The 17,430-nt window shown below is 65.0% G+C and carries 15 protein-coding genes; 14 read left to right on the forward strand and 1 reads right to left on the reverse strand.

The window, feature by feature from the left end; translation table 11 throughout:
• The 14 genes from H7E91_RS01680 to H7E91_RS01745 form a co-directional block, all read left to right on the forward strand.
• Positions 1 to 132 (forward strand): integrase core domain-containing protein (locus H7E91_RS01680; RefSeq protein ID WP_182353348.1); only part of this gene is annotated, 132 nt, incomplete at its 5' end.
• 1 nt (position 133) lies between these two features.
• On the forward strand, positions 134 to 997 hold the full coding sequence (locus H7E91_RS01685) for a helix-turn-helix domain-containing protein (protein ID WP_182353349.1): 864 nt from the start codon (positions 134 to 136) through the stop codon (positions 995 to 997).
• Positions 998 to 1,432: 435 nt separating this feature from the next.
• Positions 1,433 to 2,986 carry a sugar transferase gene (locus H7E91_RS01690; protein ID WP_182353350.1) on the forward strand — a complete coding sequence of 518 codons (1,554 nt, stop codon included), beginning with the start codon at positions 1,433 to 1,435 and terminating at the stop codon, positions 2,984 to 2,986.
• Positions 2,986 to 4,071, forward strand: a complete 1,086-nt coding sequence (locus H7E91_RS01695) for a Gfo/Idh/MocA family protein (protein WP_182353351.1) — start codon at positions 2,986 to 2,988, stop codon at positions 4,069 to 4,071. The genes H7E91_RS01690 and H7E91_RS01695 overlap by 1 nt, the downstream gene beginning before the upstream one ends.
• The gene (locus H7E91_RS01700; protein WP_206680326.1) at positions 4,068 to 5,084 is read left to right on the forward strand and encodes a GDP-mannose 4,6-dehydratase; all 1,017 of its coding nucleotides are present in this window, start codon (positions 4,068 to 4,070) and stop codon (positions 5,082 to 5,084) included. Before H7E91_RS01695 ends, H7E91_RS01700 begins: the two co-directional genes overlap by 4 nt.
• The gene (locus H7E91_RS01705; RefSeq protein WP_206680327.1) at positions 5,081 to 6,259 is read left to right on the forward strand and encodes a DegT/DnrJ/EryC1/StrS family aminotransferase; all 1,179 of its coding nucleotides are present in this window, start codon (positions 5,081 to 5,083) and stop codon (positions 6,257 to 6,259) included. The genes H7E91_RS01700 and H7E91_RS01705 overlap by 4 nt, the downstream gene beginning before the upstream one ends.
• On the forward strand, positions 6,256 to 6,951 hold the full coding sequence (locus H7E91_RS01710; RefSeq protein WP_182353352.1) for a NeuD/PglB/VioB family sugar acetyltransferase: 696 nt from the start codon (positions 6,256 to 6,258) through the stop codon (positions 6,949 to 6,951). The genes H7E91_RS01705 and H7E91_RS01710 overlap by 4 nt, the downstream gene beginning before the upstream one ends.
• Positions 6,948 to 8,102 (forward strand): DegT/DnrJ/EryC1/StrS family aminotransferase, encoded by a 1,155-nt coding sequence (locus H7E91_RS01715; RefSeq protein WP_182353353.1) that lies wholly within the window; start codon positions 6,948 to 6,950, stop codon positions 8,100 to 8,102. The genes H7E91_RS01710 and H7E91_RS01715 overlap by 4 nt, the downstream gene beginning before the upstream one ends.
• Positions 8,099 to 9,268, forward strand: a complete 1,170-nt coding sequence (locus H7E91_RS01720) for a glycosyltransferase (protein WP_182353354.1) — start codon at positions 8,099 to 8,101, stop codon at positions 9,266 to 9,268. The genes H7E91_RS01715 and H7E91_RS01720 overlap by 4 nt, the downstream gene beginning before the upstream one ends.
• Positions 9,265 to 10,848 carry an oligosaccharide flippase family protein gene (locus H7E91_RS01725; protein ID WP_182353355.1) on the forward strand — a complete coding sequence of 528 codons (1,584 nt, stop codon included), beginning with the start codon at positions 9,265 to 9,267 and terminating at the stop codon, positions 10,846 to 10,848. The genes H7E91_RS01720 and H7E91_RS01725 overlap by 4 nt, the downstream gene beginning before the upstream one ends.
• 23 nt (positions 10,849 to 10,871) lie before the next feature.
• Complete coding sequence (locus H7E91_RS01730; protein WP_182353356.1) at positions 10,872 to 11,999, forward strand: glycosyltransferase family 2 protein; 1,128 nt, start codon at positions 10,872 to 10,874, stop codon at positions 11,997 to 11,999.
• An 11-nt stretch (positions 12,000 to 12,010) separates the two neighbouring features.
• The gene (locus H7E91_RS01735; RefSeq protein ID WP_182353357.1) at positions 12,011 to 13,378 is read left to right on the forward strand and encodes a glycosyltransferase family 4 protein; all 1,368 of its coding nucleotides are present in this window, start codon (positions 12,011 to 12,013) and stop codon (positions 13,376 to 13,378) included.
• Complete coding sequence (locus H7E91_RS01740; protein WP_182353358.1) at positions 13,378 to 14,301, forward strand: YveK family protein; 924 nt, start codon at positions 13,378 to 13,380, stop codon at positions 14,299 to 14,301. The genes H7E91_RS01735 and H7E91_RS01740 overlap by 1 nt, the downstream gene beginning before the upstream one ends.
• A gap of 65 nt (positions 14,302 to 14,366) precedes the next feature.
• Complete coding sequence (locus H7E91_RS01745) at positions 14,367 to 16,295, forward strand: O-antigen ligase family protein (RefSeq protein WP_182353359.1); 1,929 nt, start codon at positions 14,367 to 14,369, stop codon at positions 16,293 to 16,295.
• 250 nt (positions 16,296 to 16,545) lie between these two features.
• Here H7E91_RS01745 and H7E91_RS01750 read toward each other — a convergent pair whose 3' ends face one another.
• On the reverse strand, positions 16,546 to 17,412 hold the full coding sequence (locus H7E91_RS01750; RefSeq protein ID WP_194309116.1) for a glycosyltransferase: 867 nt from the start codon (positions 17,410 to 17,412) through the stop codon (positions 16,546 to 16,548).
• Positions 17,413 to 17,430: the final 18 nt, after the last annotated feature.

Here is a 17,430-nt window from a genome sequence, read left to right on the forward strand (position 1 = left end):
ACCTCAGAAACCGAGCGACGAGACGCCCTACCAGGATGGCTGCATCACTATAATCATCACCGACCCCACACAGCCTGCGACAGGCTCGCCCCAATCACCCGCTTAACCAACCTCCCCGGACAGTACACCTAGCTTGCACGCCGCCCTCTATCGAGCTGGAGCTTTCGCCATCATCCGCTCTCTCGTCGAACTCGCGCGGGGTCAGACGAGCCGGGCCCGGCGCACCCTCAACGAGTCGGTCGCTGAACTTCGGCTTCGTGACGCGGCGCAGCTACTGCCGGTAGCACTCGCGCTCCGCGTGCTGTCCACCCCATCGATCGACTCCGCGCAACCGGACGTCTGGCTCGACTTCGTGAGTCTCGACCGCGCCCCGCAACCGCGTCAGATTCTCGCGCGGGCAGCCTTCGCGGCCGCGAAAGGCGAGACCCTCGCAGACTATCCGCTTTTCGAACGGGAACTACTCGCAGGCGACTCGGGCCGTCTTGTCGACGCCGCGGGTCGCTCCACTCGCCGCCGGCTCGCTGATCTCGCCCGGGCAGCGGAAGGGAGCAGGGCAGCTCGCCTCGCTCGCCTCGTCGACGTCTTCGACGACCCCGATCCGGCGGCGGCCGAGGAGCTCGCGCGGGACGCCACGACGTCAGGGTACTGGGGCATTGCCGTGCAGGCCCTCGCCCGAGCAGCGCACCTCTGGTCCACCGCGGGTGATGTCCGGCGGTGTGGGATCGTTGTGCGCCAGCTGAGGAGACTTGTCCGAAGTCACGGTGTCACCCCCGGCGACTACGCCGCACGGGCCCTTGCGATAGCCGAGCTCACGAGCCGTGAGGAGGAGATTGTTCGCCTGACGCGGTCCGGCAAGAGTAACGCCGACATCGCTCGGGCGCTCACCGTCTCCCAGAGAACTGTCGAGGGTCACCTGTATCGGATCTTCGCCAAGCTTGGAATTGCCGACCGGTCGCAACTGAGCTCGGAGTTTGACCCGGGTATAGACGGGATGTGAATCGCGTAGTTTTCGTGCAGATGTGGGTGCGCTCCACGCGTGCCGTTGCACCCTGTGAAACATAGCCTCAAGTCGGGAACGGCGTAGCCGACGACGCACTCGCCAATCCCACCGGGCGCCCAAGCAAAATCGGTCATGCGGCCTGAGCGCTTACAAGGACGGAGTCGGCGGTTGACGTGAACCCCATGTGGGTTCCACCCCCAGCAGCCGCCGGCTCCCCTTTGTGCTGTGAGGACCCAATATCCGAGTCCCCGGACAAGCCAGCCGAGTGTGCATCGAGTGGATCCGAGTACCAGGGTCCGGGTACCCGCTCGAAAATCGAGTACGCACTCACTCGTGTGTGGCGGGCGGGCGCCACCTAGGCTCGCTGAAACGGCGCGAAATGTGGACTCGGCCAGCGTCGGCCGGGACTGACATGACTGGGGGAGTCAACGCATGGGAATCGACACGGCACGCGGCTTCGACGGGTACCGGGCAAACTTGGTGCAGGCATCTGGCTGGCGCGTACCCGCGTTCGGCGACCGGGTGGTGAGCCCACTCGGCACGGTGCGCGAGGCCCTCCACTGGCGGCAGAGATACCGGCGCCGCCTTCTCATCACCGATATCGCCGTCATCACTCTCGCGATCTCACTGCCTGTCGTCTTTGGAGTTGGCGGAGCGGGTTCCGTGTTTGTCGATGAGGTGAATCTCGCCACGAGTTTCGGTCTTGCTGCCTTCGTCGGCGTCGCGTGGATCCTCGCCCTCCAGCTTGTTCATTCCAGGGCGGCGGGGTACATCGCCGTTGGCACGTACGAGTTTCGTGCGGTCATCGGAGGAACCGCCGCCGTCGCCGGAGCGCTGTCGCTTATCGCCGTCATCGGGGGCGACATGGGTTTGCGCGGCTTCATCGTCGCCTCGCTGCCGGCCGGGCTTGTCGGACTCTTCCTCGGCCGATGGGGCTGGCGTGCCTGGCTTCAGTCACAGCGCAAGCGTGGCCACGCGCTGAGTGACGTCGTCATCTACGGGCAGGCGAAGGACACGTCCTATGTTGTTCGGCAGATCTCGCGGAAGTCCGGGGCGGCCTACCGCGTCGTCGGGGTTGTCCTCGACGGGGAAGCGGACCCGGATGCGGAGGCCCGCATTCGTGCCGCAAGCCCAGGTGTTCCCCTCATCCGGGGTAGCTCTGGTCTTGAAGAGGACGTCGGTCGGCTGGGCGCAGATGCGGTCGTTATCGCCGGATCGCTACCGGGCGGGAACCGGGCCATTCAGGAGCTCGGTTGGCGGCTCGAGGACGCACGTACGGAGGTCATCCTCGTCCCTTCTCTCACGAACGTGGCGAGTCCGCGGATTCGGCTGCGCCCGGTTGAGGGGCTTCCCCTCCTTCACGTGGAACTGCCGACGTTCTCCGGCTACCGGCACGTCGTCAAGCGGGGTATGGACATCGCCGTTTCCCTGGCCGCCCTCATTGTTCTTGCCCCGCTCTTCCTCCTCATCGCCGTGCTTGTCGCGACGGGCAGCCCCGGTGGGGTCATCTTCCGCCAGGTCCGTACGGGCCGTCGCGGTCGTAACTTCACGATGTACAAATTCCGTTCCATGGTGGCGACCGCCGAACGGGATCTCGAGGCTCTCACGCAGAAAAACGAGGGCGCGGGGCCGCTATTTAAGCTGAAAAACGATCCCCGGGTCACCCCGGTTGGAGCGTGGCTACGCAAGTACTCCCTCGACGAGTTCCCCCAGTTTTACAACGTCCTCAAGGGCGACATGTCGCTCGTTGGGCCGCGCCCGCCACTGCCGTCGGAGGTCGCAACCTATGAAGGGTCTACGCATCGGCGGCTCTACATCAAGCCTGGGCTGACGGGACTGTGGCAGATTAACGGCCGCTCCGATCTGGACTGGGAGGAGAGCGTCCGGTTGGACCTCTATTACGTCGAAAACTGGTCCGTCGCCGGTGATCTCGCGATCATGTGGCGCACCTTCCGAGTCATGATCACACCGTCAGGAGCATACTGATGAGCACACTATCCGAACGTCTTACCCCGCTACGCGTCGCCGTGATTGGCGCAGGATATTGGGGACCGAATCTTGCCCGCAATTTCGCAGCTTCGCCCGAATGGGAGCTCGTCGCCATCTGCGATCGAGACAGAGCGCGGGCTGAGCTGCTCGCTCGCAAGACCGGCGGTCCGGCTGTCGCTGAATCCGTGAGCGAGCTTCTCGACTCGTGTGAGCTTGACGCCGTCGCGATCGCGACTCCGGCCAGGACCCACCACGAGATCGCCATGGCGGCGATCGCGGCCGGCAAGCACGTCCTAGTTGAAAAGCCGCTCGCTCACTCGACCGGGGCCGGGCAGGACATGGTCGAGGCCGCGCGGGCGGCAGGCCGAATACTCATGGCTGACCACACGTACTGCTACACCCCTGCCGTGCTCAAAATCCGTGACCTCATTGCGGCAGGAAAGCTCGGCGACATCCTCTATGTCGACTCGGTCCGCATCAATCTCGGGCTCGTCCAGCCCGATGTCGATGTCTTCTGGGACCTCGCTCCGCACGACCTGTCGATTCTCGACTTTATTCTGCCCGGCGGGATCAACCCGCCGTCTGTTCTCGCCGAGGGTGCCGACCCACTTGGCTCAGGCAAGTCCTGCCTCGGCTATCTGACGATTCCCCTCCCTGGCGGGGCTCTCGCCCACATCCACGTCAACTGGCTGTCGCCGACGAAGATCCGTCGGATGGTCATCGGTGGTAGCCGAATGACGCTCGTGTGGGACGACCTCAACCCGCAGCAGCGGCTGTCGCTTTTTGACCGCGGCGTTGATCTCGAGCGGCAGGAGATGATGCTCGACGACGCGGTCGAGCGAAAGGGCGCGGCGATCTCCTACAGGCTGGGTGACACGTGGTCGCCCGCTCTCTCCGAGGTCGAGCCGCTCGGGCTCATGGTTGGCCAGTATGCGTCGAGCATCCGCTCGGGGGTGCCGTCCCCAACCGATGGCGAAGCGGCCCTGCGGGTACTGTCCGTCCTCGAGGCAACGAGTCGTAGCTTGACGGTTGGCGGACCTGTTGCGCCGCTTGTCGTGGTTGACGCGCAGGGGGTGTCGTGAGCACGCTGGACGGCGCGCGGATCGTCGTTACTGGGGGAGCCGGCTTCATCGGCAGTCACACTGTCGATGCGCTACTTGCTACGCGAGCCCCGGCCCACGTGCTCGTCCTCGACACTCTCGACAACGGCTCGGCGGAGAACCTCTCCCGCTGGGAGGCAGACCCGAGGTTCACCCTCGTTGTCGGTGACATCCGCGACCGCAAACTCGTCGACTCTGTTCTGTCGGGCGCGGACGTCGTCTTTCACCTCGCGTGCCTTGGCGTGCGCCACAGCCTCCACAACCCGGTCGACAACCACGAGGTGAACGCGACCGGTTCGCTCACGGTCGCTCTGGCGGCGCGCGATGCTGGGGTGACTCGCTTCATCCACGTGAGCTCGAGTGAGGTCTTCGGCACGGCCCGGACGGTCCCGATGGACGAGAATCACCCGACGTGGCCCGAGACGGTCTACGGCGCGGGAAAGCTTGCTGGCGAGGCATATTCGCGGGCGATGTTCCGCACGTACGGAATGCCGGTCGTCGTCGTCCGCCCGTTCAACACCTACGGCACCCGCAGTCATGTCGAGGGTGACAGCGGGGAAATCATTCCACGCACCATCGTTCGCATGATCAATGGGGAGCGGCCCGTTCTCTACGGGGATGGCAGCCAGACACGGGACTTCATGCACGTGTCCGACACGGCAGCTGGACTCCTCGCTCTCGCCGAGTGCGAGGAGGCGATTGGCCGCACCGTGACGATCGGAACCGGCGTGGAAACGTCGATGCGGGAGGTGTGTCGCCTCATCGCTGACGCTCTCGACCGCCCCGATCTCACGCCGCGAATGCTGCCCGCCCGCCCAGGGGACGTTCTGCGGCTGTGTGCCGACGGTTCCACCATGGCGCGGCTCACGGGTCTCACACCGAACGTCGTCCTCGCGGACGGCATCGCGGACCTCGTCGACTGGTTTCAGGCTCGCGCAACGTCGAACATGCTCGTGACCGACACGAACTGGGAGCCAAGCGGGGTGTCGACATGAGCGAGCGCATCGACGTCATGAAGCCGTGGCTGGGCCCAGAGGAGGCCGACGCGGTCGCGGAGGTCATCGCCTCCGGCTGGGTTGCCCAGGGACCGAAGGTGGCCGAGTTCGAACGCGCCTTCGCCGCCCGTCAGGGCGTCGAGCACGGCGTCGCGGCCTCAAGTTGCACGGCAGCCCTTCATCTCGCGCTCCTCGTCGCTGGAGTACAGCCCGGGGATGATGTCGTCCTCCCCTCCTTCTCCTTCATCGCCACCGCAAATGCCCCCACCTACGTCGGGGCCCGTCCGGTGTTCGCCGAGGTCGACGCGGAGACTGGAAACGTCACCGCCGAGACTGTCGTCGCCGCTCTCACTCCCGCCACCCGTGCCGTCATCGCCGTCGATCAGGGCGGGATGCCGGTCGATCTCGACCCGATTCGGCGACTGTGCGATGAGGCTGGCCTCGTTCTCGTTGAGGATGCGGCGTGCGGCGTCGGATCAACATACAGGGGAGCCCCGGTAGGTATCGGAGCTGATGTGACCGCCTGGTCTTTCCATCCTCGCAAAATTCTCACGACCGGGGAGGGCGGCATGCTGACGACGAATCGTGCCGACTGGGCCGAGCGTGCCCGGCGGTTACGGGAACATGCCATGGATGTCTCGGCGGCCGAGCGCCACCGGACCCTCCTTGCACCGCGGGAGAGCTACACGGAGATCGGCTTCAACTATCGGATGACGGACGTCCAGGCCGCGATTGGTCTCGTCCAGCTCGAACGGCTCGACACCATGGTTGCCCGCCGGCGCGAGCTCGTCGCCGCCTACCGTGCGGCTCTCGCCGACGTGCTGGGGCTGCGGCTCATCGACGACCCCGCGTGGGGAACCTCGAACTTTCAGTCGTTCTGGGTTGAACTCATGCCCGGCTTCCCGACGGGCCGCGAAGAGCTACTCGAGCATCTCGCAGCGGCCGGTATTTCTGCACGGCGGGGGATCATGGCGGCCCACCGCCAGCCAGCCCACGCCCATCCCAGGCTCAGTCTGCCGGTGACGGAGCGGCTGACCGACAGCACCCTCATCCTCCCCCTCCACCACGACCTCGACGCACAGTCACTGGACCGGATTGTCACGGTCGTGCGGGCGGCCGCGGGGCAGCCCGGCCGAGCTCCCTCGGCCCACGTAGCGGCGGGAGCGGTGTCATGAGCCGCGTCGTCCTCGTCGCCGCCAGTGGGCTGGCCCGCGAGACCATCTCCTCCATCCGACACACTGACACTCACGAGGCCGTCGGAGTGCTTGATGATGACACGGCTCTGCACGGCCGAGATATCGGCGGGGTTCGCGTTCTCGGAGGGCTCGAACGCGCGGCCGAGTTGAACGACCACTTTCTCGTGTGCGCTGGACCTGGGCACATCCGAGCGGCAATCGTCGCTCGTCTTGAGGCGTACGGCGTTGGCCCGGACCGGTTCGCGACCCACGTCGACGAACGTGCGGACATCGGCGAGCGAGTCACCGTCGGAGCGGGCACCATCATCCTCGCCGGATGTGTCCTCACCTGCGACATCGCCCTGGGCTCCCACGTCGTTCTCATGCCGCGAGTCGTCCTCACTCACGACGATGTCGTCGGGGACTTCGCCACTCTGGCGGCCGGCGTGTCCGTCGGCGGACGGGTGCGGATCGGCCGCTCTGCCTACCTCGGCATGAACGCGTCCGTACGTCAGGATCTTTCCGTCGGTGAAGGAGCCGTCCTCGGCATGGGAGGTGTCCTCGTGCGGAGCCTGCCCGATGGGCAGACGTGGGCGGGCAATCCCGCGGCCACACTCCCACCGCGTCTCTCCGAAGCTGACCGCGTCTCGGCGACGCAGAATTCAACAATCCGCCAGGAGGCGAGGACATGACAACAGAACTGACGGATCTCGGCCCGATACCGCTTGTCGATCTTGGTGCGCAACAGCGAGAGATCGACGAGGAAGTGAAAGCCGGCCTCGAGGACATCTTTGCTCGCACCGCCTTCATCGGGGGACCGGCAGTCGCCGCGTTCGAACGCGAGTACGCGCGCTTTACGGGCGTACGCCACTGCATTGGTGTCGGCAATGGAACGGACGCCCTCGAGCTCGCCCTCAGGGGGAGCGGTGTCACCGCCGGGGGAGAGGTCATCTTCCCCGCCAATACATTCGTTGCCACCGCCGAAGCCATCGCCCGCATCGGCGCCATCCCCGTTCCTGTCGACGTCGATCCGAACTTCCTCCTCATCGACCCAGCAGCGGTCGCCAAGGCCATGACTCCCGCCACCCAGGCGATCATTCCCGTTCACCTCTTCGGCCAGACAGCGTTCGTCGAGGAACTCGAGCCGATTGCCGCCGAGCAGGGCGCGGTCATTGTCGAGGATGCCGCGCAATCCCAGGGTGCCACCCGGTGGGGGCGGGCGGCGGGCACGCTCGGCTGCGCTGCTGGCACGAGCTTCTATCCAGGCAAGAATCTGGGGGCCGCGGGCGACGCGGGCGCCGTCCTCACATCCGACGACGACGTCGCCTCTCACGTTCGCTTGCTCGCCGATCATGGAAGCGCTGCCAAGTACCGCCACGACACGGTTGGTCTCAACTCGCGGCTCGACGCGATTCAGGCCGTCGTCCTGCGGGCCAAGCTTGCGCGGCTCGACGGCTGGAATGAGTTGCGCCGGGAGGCTGCCCGCCGGTACGGCGAGCTCCTCGCCGACATCCCCGGCCTCGAACTGCCGGAGTCAGCAGACGGCAACGTCGACGTCTGGCACCTCTACGTCGTCCGTGTTGACAACCGCGATGAGGTGCTTCGAATCCTCAATGAGGCAAAAATCGGCGCAAGCATGCACTATCCAACTCCAGTCCACCTGACCGGAGCATTCGCGCACCTCGGGTACGGCCCCGGATCCTTCCCCGTCGCCGAGAAGGCCGCGAGTCGGATCCTTTCTCTACCGCTCTACCCGCATATCACCCCCGCCCAGCAGGAATATGTCGCCGACCGTGTGACAGACGCGGTCCGGTCAACGCACACCGGGAGACCGGGCTCATGAGAATCATCGTGTGCCCCCACGAGCTTGCCATGGGCGGCAGCCAGATCACTGCCATCGAACTGGCTGCCGCCGTGCGGGACCGCGGCCATGACGTCATCATCTACTCCTCATCCGGAGCGCTCGCGGACAGGGTCGACGATCTCGGACTTGAGCTCGTCATATCCCCCGCGGGAAACCGCCTCTCGCTCGCGTGGGCGAGAGGGCTTATCGCCCTCACGACATCATTCGACCCAGATCTCATCCACACGTACGAGTGGGCGCCGAGCCTGGGCGCCGCCTATGGCGTGCGTCAGCTACTCGCGACACCTCAGATCATGACCGTGCTGTCAATGGACGTGCCAGAGTATCTTCCGGCCGACGTGCCACTCATCGTCGGCACGGAGGCACTGGCGGCCGAGATCCGCTCGCAACGCGACGTCGACGTCATCGAACCTCCAATCGACACCGACACTGACCGGACGGTCGATGTCGCCGCTGCGCGGCGCCGTCTCGGCTTACCTGCCGACGCCCTTATCGTCAGCGTCATCTGCCGGATGACGGACGAGCTCGGCAAGGCCAGCGGCGTCGAAGCGGCGATCGACGCCGTCTCCGTCCTCGCGGAGAAGCTTCCCGTTCGCCTTCTTGTCGTCGGCGACGGTCCCGCTCTGCCCAGAATCCGGGCGCGCGCTCAGCAGGTCAACGCCCAAGCAGGCCGGCTCGTTGTCGAGATCACGGGGAATATGACTGACGCGTCAACCGGTTACGAATCCGCTGACGTTGTTGTCGGCATGGGTAGCTCGATCCTTCGAGCTATGTCGTTCGGCAAGCCCGTCATCGTCCAGGGCGAGCGGGGCTTCACCCGCCTCCTCACCCCGCACACTGCCAGCGAATTTCTGTGGGCTGGCTTCTACGGCAGCGGTGGGAACGGCGCCGATGATCTTCTGCCCGCCCTGCGCAAGGTGCTGTCGCAGCCCCTCCTCAGGTCAGAGCTCGGCGCATGGAACAGAGACCTCGTGACGTCCGGTTTCAGCCTGCGTCGTGCAGCAGACCGGCTTGAGAGTCTTTACTCCAACGCTGCGACATCGCCGCACCACCGTACTCAGGCGACCGTGCGCCTGTCGCAGTCGCTGGCGCGGCTGGCAAAGTTCTACGTCGCTCGGGCCGTTCGACGTCGGGTTCGAACATGACGCGTCACGTCAACACGAGCCCGAGCCTGCGGCATGGGCTTGCCTGGAGCGCCCTCAGTGCTCTCGTTCTCAGGTTCGGCACCGTTGCTGTCGGCATCTTCCTCGCCCGGCTTCTCTCACCCGAGCAGTTCGGGATCTACGCCATCGCTCTCACCGTCCAGGCAGTCCTCATGACGCTCGCCGATTTTGGCCTGAGCACGGACCTCATCCGGTCACCGGACCATGAACGAAAAGCTCCGACGGTCGCGACGTTGGGGCTCGTGACGGGGGCGTCGCTTTCTCTCATCATGGTCTGGTCGGCGCAGGGGACCGCCGAGCTTCTCGGTAGCGCCGAAGCCGGTCCCGTCATCGCCGTCATATCGCTCACGCTCGTTTTTGCTGGTATCGGTGTCGTCCCGTTCGCGAGCCTCCAACGAAACTTTGAGCAGAAGAAACTCTTCGTCGCGAACTTCGCGGATTTTCTCGTCGGCACCGTCGTCACTGTCGCTCTCGTTCTTGCCGGGTGGGGAGTCATGGCACTCGCCGTCTCTCGTGTTATCGCGCAGCTCACGTCGGTGACCCTCCAGTTTGTCCTCTCGGGAGAACGGCCGAGGTTCGGATTCGATCGCTCGCTCGTTCCGCAGGTCCTCGCCTTCGGCCTGCCTGTCGCGGGAGCGAACCTGCTGTCCTGGGTGCTCCTCAGCTCCGACAAGATCGTCATTTCCCACCTGGCTGGCCCGGCCGCGCTCGGCTTCTACTTCCTCGCCTTCAACATCTCGAACTGGCCCATGAGCGCTTTCGGCCAGGTTGTCCGAGCCGTGGCCCTTCCCGCCTTCTCACGCTCCGGTGCGCCCCGCGACCGTGTTCTCGCTGACGCTGTCGCACCGACGTGGACGTTTGCCCTCCTCGCTGGCCTCATGCTCGCCCTCCTTGCCGCCCCCGTCATCGAGATCGTATACGGGGAGAAGTGGCTTTTCGCGGCTCCCATCCTCACGATCCTTGGACTCTTCGGTGCCCTGCGAACCGTGTTCGATCTGGCAGTGGCGTTCCTCCTTGCTCGCGGCCATTCCGCCGCCGTGCTTCTCGTCCAGGCTGCCTGGCTCGTTGCCCTTATCCCTGCCCTCTACGTGGGGACGCGGATGGCGGGTGGGGTCGGGGCGGCCGCCGGTCACCTCGTCGTCTCGCTCGTTGTCGTCGCACCCGCCTATTGCTGGGCGTTGGCGCGAGCAGGGGCGAGTCTGCGCCTCCTGTGGGCCGCGATGTGGCCACCGGCGGCGGCCTCTGTTCCGGCCGCGACGGCAGTGCTCATCGTCATGGAGCTCGTTCATGGCCCACTTCTGCGCCTCCTTGCTGGCGGGGTCGTCGGATCCACCGTCTATGTGCTCATCATCGGTGTGTGGCTTCGCGGCCGCCTCGCTGTCGCGAGCCGCCTTGGCGACCCGGCCGTTCCCGGCCTTTCGGGCGACGCTCCCGTCGAGCCGACGACTCAGTCTCCCGCGACCCCACCCTCCACACGGCGCAGCACATCGTCGCACCGGCACGTAAGGACCGCCCCGGTCAATGCGAGGACCGATGCCGCACCTGCACGAACGACATCTTGACCGCGACCCGAAAGGACGTCACCATGTCACTGACCGAACTGAGCAAGCTCCCCACCGAGAGCCAGTTCCACGGTATTGGCGAGCTCACGTCGGTGCGAACGGTTCGCCCGCCGCAGTCCGCGGCGTCACCGCCCCTCGTCAGCGTTGTCATCCCGTGCTACAACTATGCCGACTATCTTCCCGGCGCGGTCACGAGTGCGTTGCGGCAGTCGGGTGTGCGGACAGAGGTCATCATTGTCGATGACTGCTCGACTGACTCGAGCCTCACGGTCGCGCGTGAACTTGCGGCGCGGGACTCCAACGTTCATGTTTTTCACCACGAGGTCAATCGGGGCCCCGTCGAGACCTTTAATGACGGCCTCGCTGTAGCCACCGGCGAGTTTCTCGTCCGCCTCGATGCGGATGATCTCCTGACTCCGGGATCCCTCAGCCGAGCTGTCGCGGTTCTCGCCACATATGACAGCGTCGGCTTAGTTTACGGTCACCCGCTGCACTTCTCGGGCGTCCTGCCACCGGCCCGAACAAAGATGCGAGCGGTCACCCTGTGGCCGGGCACTGAGTGGCTTGCTCGGCGGTGCCGTGATGGGCTCAACGTCATCACGTCGCCAGAGGTCGTCATGCGCGCGTCCGTCGTCGACGAGGTGGGCGGGCAGCAACCGCTCGCGCACACACACGACATGGAAATGTGGATGCGAATCGCGGCATTTTCCGACGTCGCCTACGTTCACGGATGTGACCAGGCGTGGCACCGGGAGCACGAAGAGAGCCTGTCGGCTCGGAAGGTTGACTCTCTCGTTGACCTCGCGGAGCGGCGACTGGCCTTCGACACGCTCTTCACAGGGATCGCTCGCGACATCCCGAGGGTTGCCGATCTGCAAGTGGCCGCCGATCGGTCCTTGGACCGCGCAAGCATCGCCGCCGCCCGCAACGAGGCGGATCGCGGCGAGGTACCCGCCGAGCGTCTCGAACTCTACTTCGCCAACATCCGTTCGACTTCTGCGAAGACACGGGCCGAGGTCGAATCATTGCGCCGACGGGCCGGCCGCGCCCCACGCCCCGGGGAACTGCCCGGTGCGGGATGGCGGCGCCTGGCCCACAAGATTCACTATGAGCGCTCGTTTCACAAGTGGCATCGCCGCGGCGAGTTCTAGGAGAGGGAACTATGGACGTCTTCAACACATCGCGAGCGATCGTCTCGAAACTGACCGAATACGGACCGGCGGAGACGCTGCGGCGCGGCACGAAAAAGCTCGCTCAACGTGGCGGAGCGGCGATGAACTGGGACGAACTCGACTTCCCCCTGAGAGATGAGGACATCGCAAGCCCGGGAACTGCCGGACAGCCGGAGGAGACTCCGCGCCACAGCGGGCCGCTCACGATTGGATGGGTGTGTAGCCCTCCGGCGGCCGGCTCGGGAGGGCACACCACCCTGTTCCGAATGGTCGAGGCGATGGAAGAACGCGGCCACGAGTGTGTCGTGCTTCTCGATGATCGCGGCCCGGACGACACTGCCCGACACGAGCCTGTTGTACGACGCGGATGGCCGGGAATGAAGGCACGAATCGCGAGCGCAACAGGAGACCTCGCCAACTTCGACGCGATCGTGGCGAGCGCGTGGGCCTCCGCCCACGTTGTGGCCAGCCGCTCCACGGGCGCCGCCCGACGGTATTACTTCATTCAGGACTACGAGCCCTACTTCTATCCGAGGGGTTATCTCTATTCGTTGGCGGAGTCGACCTATCGTTTCGGATTCGACAACATCGCCCTCGGGGAGATGGTCGCCCACGAACTCAGGACCCAGTCGGGTGTCGAACCTGAGTTCGTTGTCCCGTTCGGCTGTGACCGGGACGTCTACCGGCTTCTCCCACGCCCGGAAGGGGCTCCGGCGCGCACCGGTGTCGTCTATTACGCGAAGCAGTCGGTCGATCGGCGAGGGTATGCCCTAGCCAAGGCGAGTCTCGAACGCTTCCACGATCTGTGCCCTGACCAACCGATCCATGTCATCGGTGATGAGGTGCGCGGCTGGCGCGCACCGATTGTCAATCACGGGTCGATGCGACCGGCCGACTTGAACGCCCTGTACAACGAGACCATCGCTGGGCTCGCGATGTCGTTCACCAACGTGTCGCTCGTTCCCGGGGAGCTCCTCGCCGCTGGTAGCGTCCCCGTTCTCAATGAGTCGGCCGACGCACGGCGGGACATGGAGGCGGCCGGTGCGGTGTGGGCTGAGCCGACGCCCGAGGCACTCGCGCGAGCACTCGCCGACGTCGTATCAGCGCCCCCTGCGGAGATTGCGCGGCGCGCCGTCAAGACTTCGCTCAGCGCGCCGGGAGGATGGGGGAGGACTCAGGCTATGGTCGCTGAGTTCATTGAGGGCAGGCACCGGCCCCTCGCCACAGGGTCGACGGACGACGGCTGGTCGACTGCTGAACGAGGACGGCCAGGCGCCGACATGAGCCACGAGCGGAGAGGACACACTGCCGCCGCTCAAGGAGTAGCAGCTCGCTACCCAACTCAACTGGGGGAATAATGACACTGACAGATTTTGGGCGATCGATGCTTCGCAGATGGTACGTCGTGGTCATCTGCCTCGCCCTCACGGCTGCGGGCGCCTTTGCAGTGGCCCGCTCCGTCGAGGTGACCTACGAGTCGACGGCTACCGTCGTTCTGCTACCGCCACCGTCCGTCGTCACAGAGGAGGGTAATCCCTACCTTTTCATGGGAGGACTTGACCAGGCGCTCAGCGTCCTTGCCGTCAAACTCAACTCTGCCGATGTGGCTGAGACACTCGTCAACGGCGGCGAATCGTATTCGGTTGCGAAGGATCCGATTGGACCCGGACCTCTCATCAATATCACCGCCGAAGCGGGGTCGGGGCCGCGTTCGGAGGCGCTCCGCGACGCGATCCTTGACCGGCTCCCAAACGACCTGCAGGAACTCCAGGATGGTCTGAGCGTGGCGTCAGCCTCCCGGATCGGCGCGATGACGGTTGTCCAAAGCGACGAGCCGACGAGGATGGCGAAAGAGCAGACCCGCGCCATCCTCACCGTTGCTGCTCTCGGCATCGGATTGACGGTGTGGGTCGCTGCGGTTGTTGATCGATCGTTGCTTGCCCGGGCCGCACGGAAGCGGGCGCAGGCGGAGACCGAGGAAACCTCTGAACCAGATCAAACGCAGGCAAAGTCTCATGACAAGACTCGTCATTCCGATGCGGTGCAGACAAAGTCAGATGATGAGGCTCTGCAAGCTGATGAGCGACAGGAAAAACCCGACAATGAGGCTCTGCATGCTCATGAGGTGCAGGCAAAGTCTGATGACGAGTTTCATAGAGACGAGCAGTCGCGGGAGGAGACTGGTCGGCATGATGTTGAGGCAGGTATGGGCACCGCGCTTCCTCACATGGTCGACAAACCAATGACAGCGGCGGACTTCGTCTCCAGCAGCCAGTCATGACCATGCTCGGGGCGCCGCGGCGCTCGACAGGCAGTAATGTAGACACGGGCTTCTCCGCATTGCCGGTGCGGCCGGACGCAGTCTGGTTCGTTACGGCCTATCTCGTCGTTCTCCTCGTCATTCCAGCTGACCGTCGAGTCGGCGTTCTCGGGGGTGCCGGGTCACCCGGTGCGCTGTTCGCCATCTTCGGGTTGGTCTTATGGGGATTCGACCGCGTGCAAAGCCGGCGATTCGAGGGCCGGCGTTTTCAGCCAGTCAGCGCTGCGTTACTGTTCTTCGCCGTCAGCGTCCTCGCGAGTTACGTTGTGTCCTCGACGATGTCTCTTCCCGCTGTCGAACGTTCAGTCGCGGACACGGGTCTTCTCCGGCTCGCCGCAATGGCGGGCATCCTCCTCATCGCCCACGACGGCATCCCCACTCCCGAGCGCTTCCTCGTCCTCATGAGACGAATCAGTGCCTTCGGCGGAGCCTACGCAACGCTCGGTCTCGTCCAATTCTTCACGCGGCGAGCTTTCGTCGATTCCTTTTCCATCCCCGGCCTCGTCGAGAACGGCTGGTTTTCTTTCGGTGAGCGGGCAGGTTTCATTCGAGCGATTTCGACTGCCATGCATCCGCTCGAAGCTGCGCTCGTCCTCGCCATGATCCTGCCGATCGCACTGACAGTGGCGATCTACGACAAAAAGAGATCAGCCGTGGCCAGGTGGTATCCCGTCGCCGCCATCCTCTTCCTGTCGGTCCTGTCAGTGACCCGCTCAGCGCTACTCGGAGTTGTCGTCGTCATCGCAGTCCTCTTTTGGACGTGGCCGCGGGCCGTCCGGCAGTGGATGGCAGTCGCTATCGGCTTCGGCCTCGTCGCCGTCTATGTCGGAGTTCCAGGCATGGCGGGCACGATCATCGGCATGTTCTCCGGGCCGGACTCAAGCCTTGACTCCCGGACAGCGGGCTACGACACTGTCGCCTCATTCGTCGGCGTCAGCCCGCTGTTCGGCCGCGGGTTGGGGACGTTCCTGCCCTCCTACCGGATTATCGACAACCAGTTCCTGCTCACTCTTGTCGAAACTGGCGCCGTCGGCCTCGCCGCCCTCCTTATCCTCATCTGTGCCGCGTGTTGGGCGGCTGTGTCGATGAGATGTGTGTGGAAGCCGCAGGACGAGATCATGGCCGCCTTCGGATATGCGCTGCTCGCATCTGTCCTGGCCGGCTCGCTCCTCCTCGCCCTGTTCGACGCCTTCTCGTTCCCGCAGGCCTGCGGCATGTTCTTTCTTGTCATTGGACTGTGTGGGGCCTACCTCAACCTGTGCCGAGCGGAGGCGGCGCCGCTGGCGGAATCGGCGAAAACCGCTCTAACTTCGTCAACGTGGCGACGGCGTGTGCTCCCGGTGGTCGCGCTGGTAGCAATGGTCGGACTGTCTGCCGCGGTCCTTGCAACTCCACCTCTGTATTACGGGCGAGTTGACGTTCGCTTCGTCCTTCCAGAAAGTCCAGACGATTCGAACGGCCTCATCGCCGATCCCGGCCTAACCCTTTATCTCGCGGGAGTGGTCGAGCAGCGGCTCAACGCCGAATTAGGAGGTCAGGAGAAGCAGACAACCTCCGCGCCGCTCTCCAGCACAGGGATTCGAGACGGGCGCTGGGTCCATATTCCCAACGTCGGCGGGCAGTGGGAGACATCGCACGACCAGCCTCTCATTGTCGTCGAAGTCGTCGGAGAATCACCGGCGCGGGTCGACGCCCAGCTCAATGACTTCTCGGGCCGGGTGACAGATCTGGCGCGCACCTCTCAGGAGGAGATGGGCATCCCCTCGTCCCTGCACATCAGAACCACCGTGTCATCAGAGACTGCAGGTGTCACGAGTATGGGGATGGAGAGGCGCCGTGCTGTGGCTGGCCTCGCGCTCCTCACCCTCACGGTTGTCACCGTTGCGGCCCGTGGCGGAGGCCGCATGCGCGACGCGCACTCGAGACGCCGCCGCGAGGACGACGAGCCGACGTGAGAGAAGCTCGCTCCTAGTGACGGGACAGATGACGATATGACCCGCGGTCCTCGAGATCCCCACCGTCATTTCCCACTCGTGCGGACAACCTGATCGAGCGCACCGGTCCAGCGTACGCCGCTCGAAGGCGCACTTCCGCGAGTAGTCGCTCCACCTCGAGACTGCGAACCCGACTGCGTCCCGGTCCCGGCACCCCTCGAACGGGCACCGTCAGCACATCTGCGAAAGCCTCGCCTCTGCGAGGCGCCGGTTACCGGCGCACGTCACCAGCTGCGGCGAGGGCGTGTTTGAGGCGGTCGAAGCGTTCCTTACCGAGAATCGGCAGGAGCGTATTCTTTGCCAGCGTGCGCGCTGCCAGACGCGCCGCTCGGAGGGGTGCGATCACGGTCCGATCAGCGAGCAGGGCGGCTCTGCCGGGCTCGTCGAGACCCGCGAGCAAGTCCCCGAATCCGGCCGCGTGGGCGCCCGGTGAGGTCAAGACGCCACGGACGCGGTTGCTCACGTTGTTCCCGTGGACGACCTGGAGCCAGCCGGGAGGCCCGCCAAGCACCCGGGCCGGCATCTTCCCCGCCAGCCGAGTGTGCCAATCGACCCAGGCTGTGACCGGCTCATCCCACGGCTCAGCAACCGAGCAGAAAGCGTTATTCCTGTCGCTGTGCCGGTAGAGGCGGCCGTCCTTGAGGATGAGGCCGCGACGGATGAAGATCGCGTGGCGTTTCGGCGCGACGACTGATCTGTGGATGCGGGCGGCGAAGTCTGAACTCAGGGCGTCATCGTTGTCGAGATTCGTCGTCACGAGGACATCAGCAGCCGCACCCGTCACCTCCCGAAGGTCGCCGACAAGCTCGTCCCGGCTGACTTCGGCCCGAAATATCGGGTGGAAACTCCCCACGGCCGCGGCCTCGATCCACTCCTTGAGCCACCGAGGGCTTTCCGGGTCGAAATAGATGATCCACGACACGTTCGCCGTCTGCTCGAGAACCGACGGCAAGCAGCGGTCCTCGAAGAGCGCAACCCGCTCGCGAAGCCATCCGTCCCGTGCCCGGATAAGAGACTCGGCACCGGCGGAGGGCAAGTTGAACCGGGTGAGAAGAACATGGTCGATCGTGGGCGTCACGGGAATCCCTCCCACGAG

The sequence above is a fragment of the Flaviflexus huanghaiensis genome (assembly GCF_014118685.1).
In the GTDB taxonomy this organism is placed as follows: domain Bacteria; phylum Actinomycetota; class Actinomycetes; order Actinomycetales; family Actinomycetaceae; genus Flaviflexus; species Flaviflexus huanghaiensis.

Bases quoted from the DNA above. Each gene is read 5' to 3' on its own strand.
- H7E91_RS01705 (WP_206680327.1), top strand. From the start codon at position 5,081: ATGAGCGAGCGCATCGACGTCATGAAGCCGTGGCTGGGCCCAGAGGAG.
- H7E91_RS01735 (WP_182353357.1), top strand. From the start codon at position 12,011: ATGGACGTCTTCAACACATCGCGAGCGATCGTCTCGAAACTGACCGAA.
- H7E91_RS01715 (WP_182353353.1), top strand. From the start codon at position 6,948: ATGACAACAGAACTGACGGATCTCGGCCCGATACCGCTTGTCGATCTT.
- H7E91_RS01720 (WP_182353354.1), top strand. From the start codon at position 8,099: ATGAGAATCATCGTGTGCCCCCACGAGCTTGCCATGGGCGGCAGCCAG.
- H7E91_RS01730 (WP_182353356.1), top strand. From the start codon at position 10,872: ATGTCACTGACCGAACTGAGCAAGCTCCCCACCGAGAGCCAGTTCCAC.
- H7E91_RS01740 (WP_182353358.1), top strand. From the start codon at position 13,378: ATGACACTGACAGATTTTGGGCGATCGATGCTTCGCAGATGGTACGTC.
- H7E91_RS01695 (WP_182353351.1), top strand. From the start codon at position 2,986: ATGAGCACACTATCCGAACGTCTTACCCCGCTACGCGTCGCCGTGATT.
- H7E91_RS01725 (WP_182353355.1), top strand. From the start codon at position 9,265: ATGACGCGTCACGTCAACACGAGCCCGAGCCTGCGGCATGGGCTTGCC.
- H7E91_RS01710 (WP_182353352.1), top strand. From the start codon at position 6,256: ATGAGCCGCGTCGTCCTCGTCGCCGCCAGTGGGCTGGCCCGCGAGACC.
- H7E91_RS01690 (WP_182353350.1), top strand. From the start codon at position 1,433: ATGGGAATCGACACGGCACGCGGCTTCGACGGGTACCGGGCAAACTTG.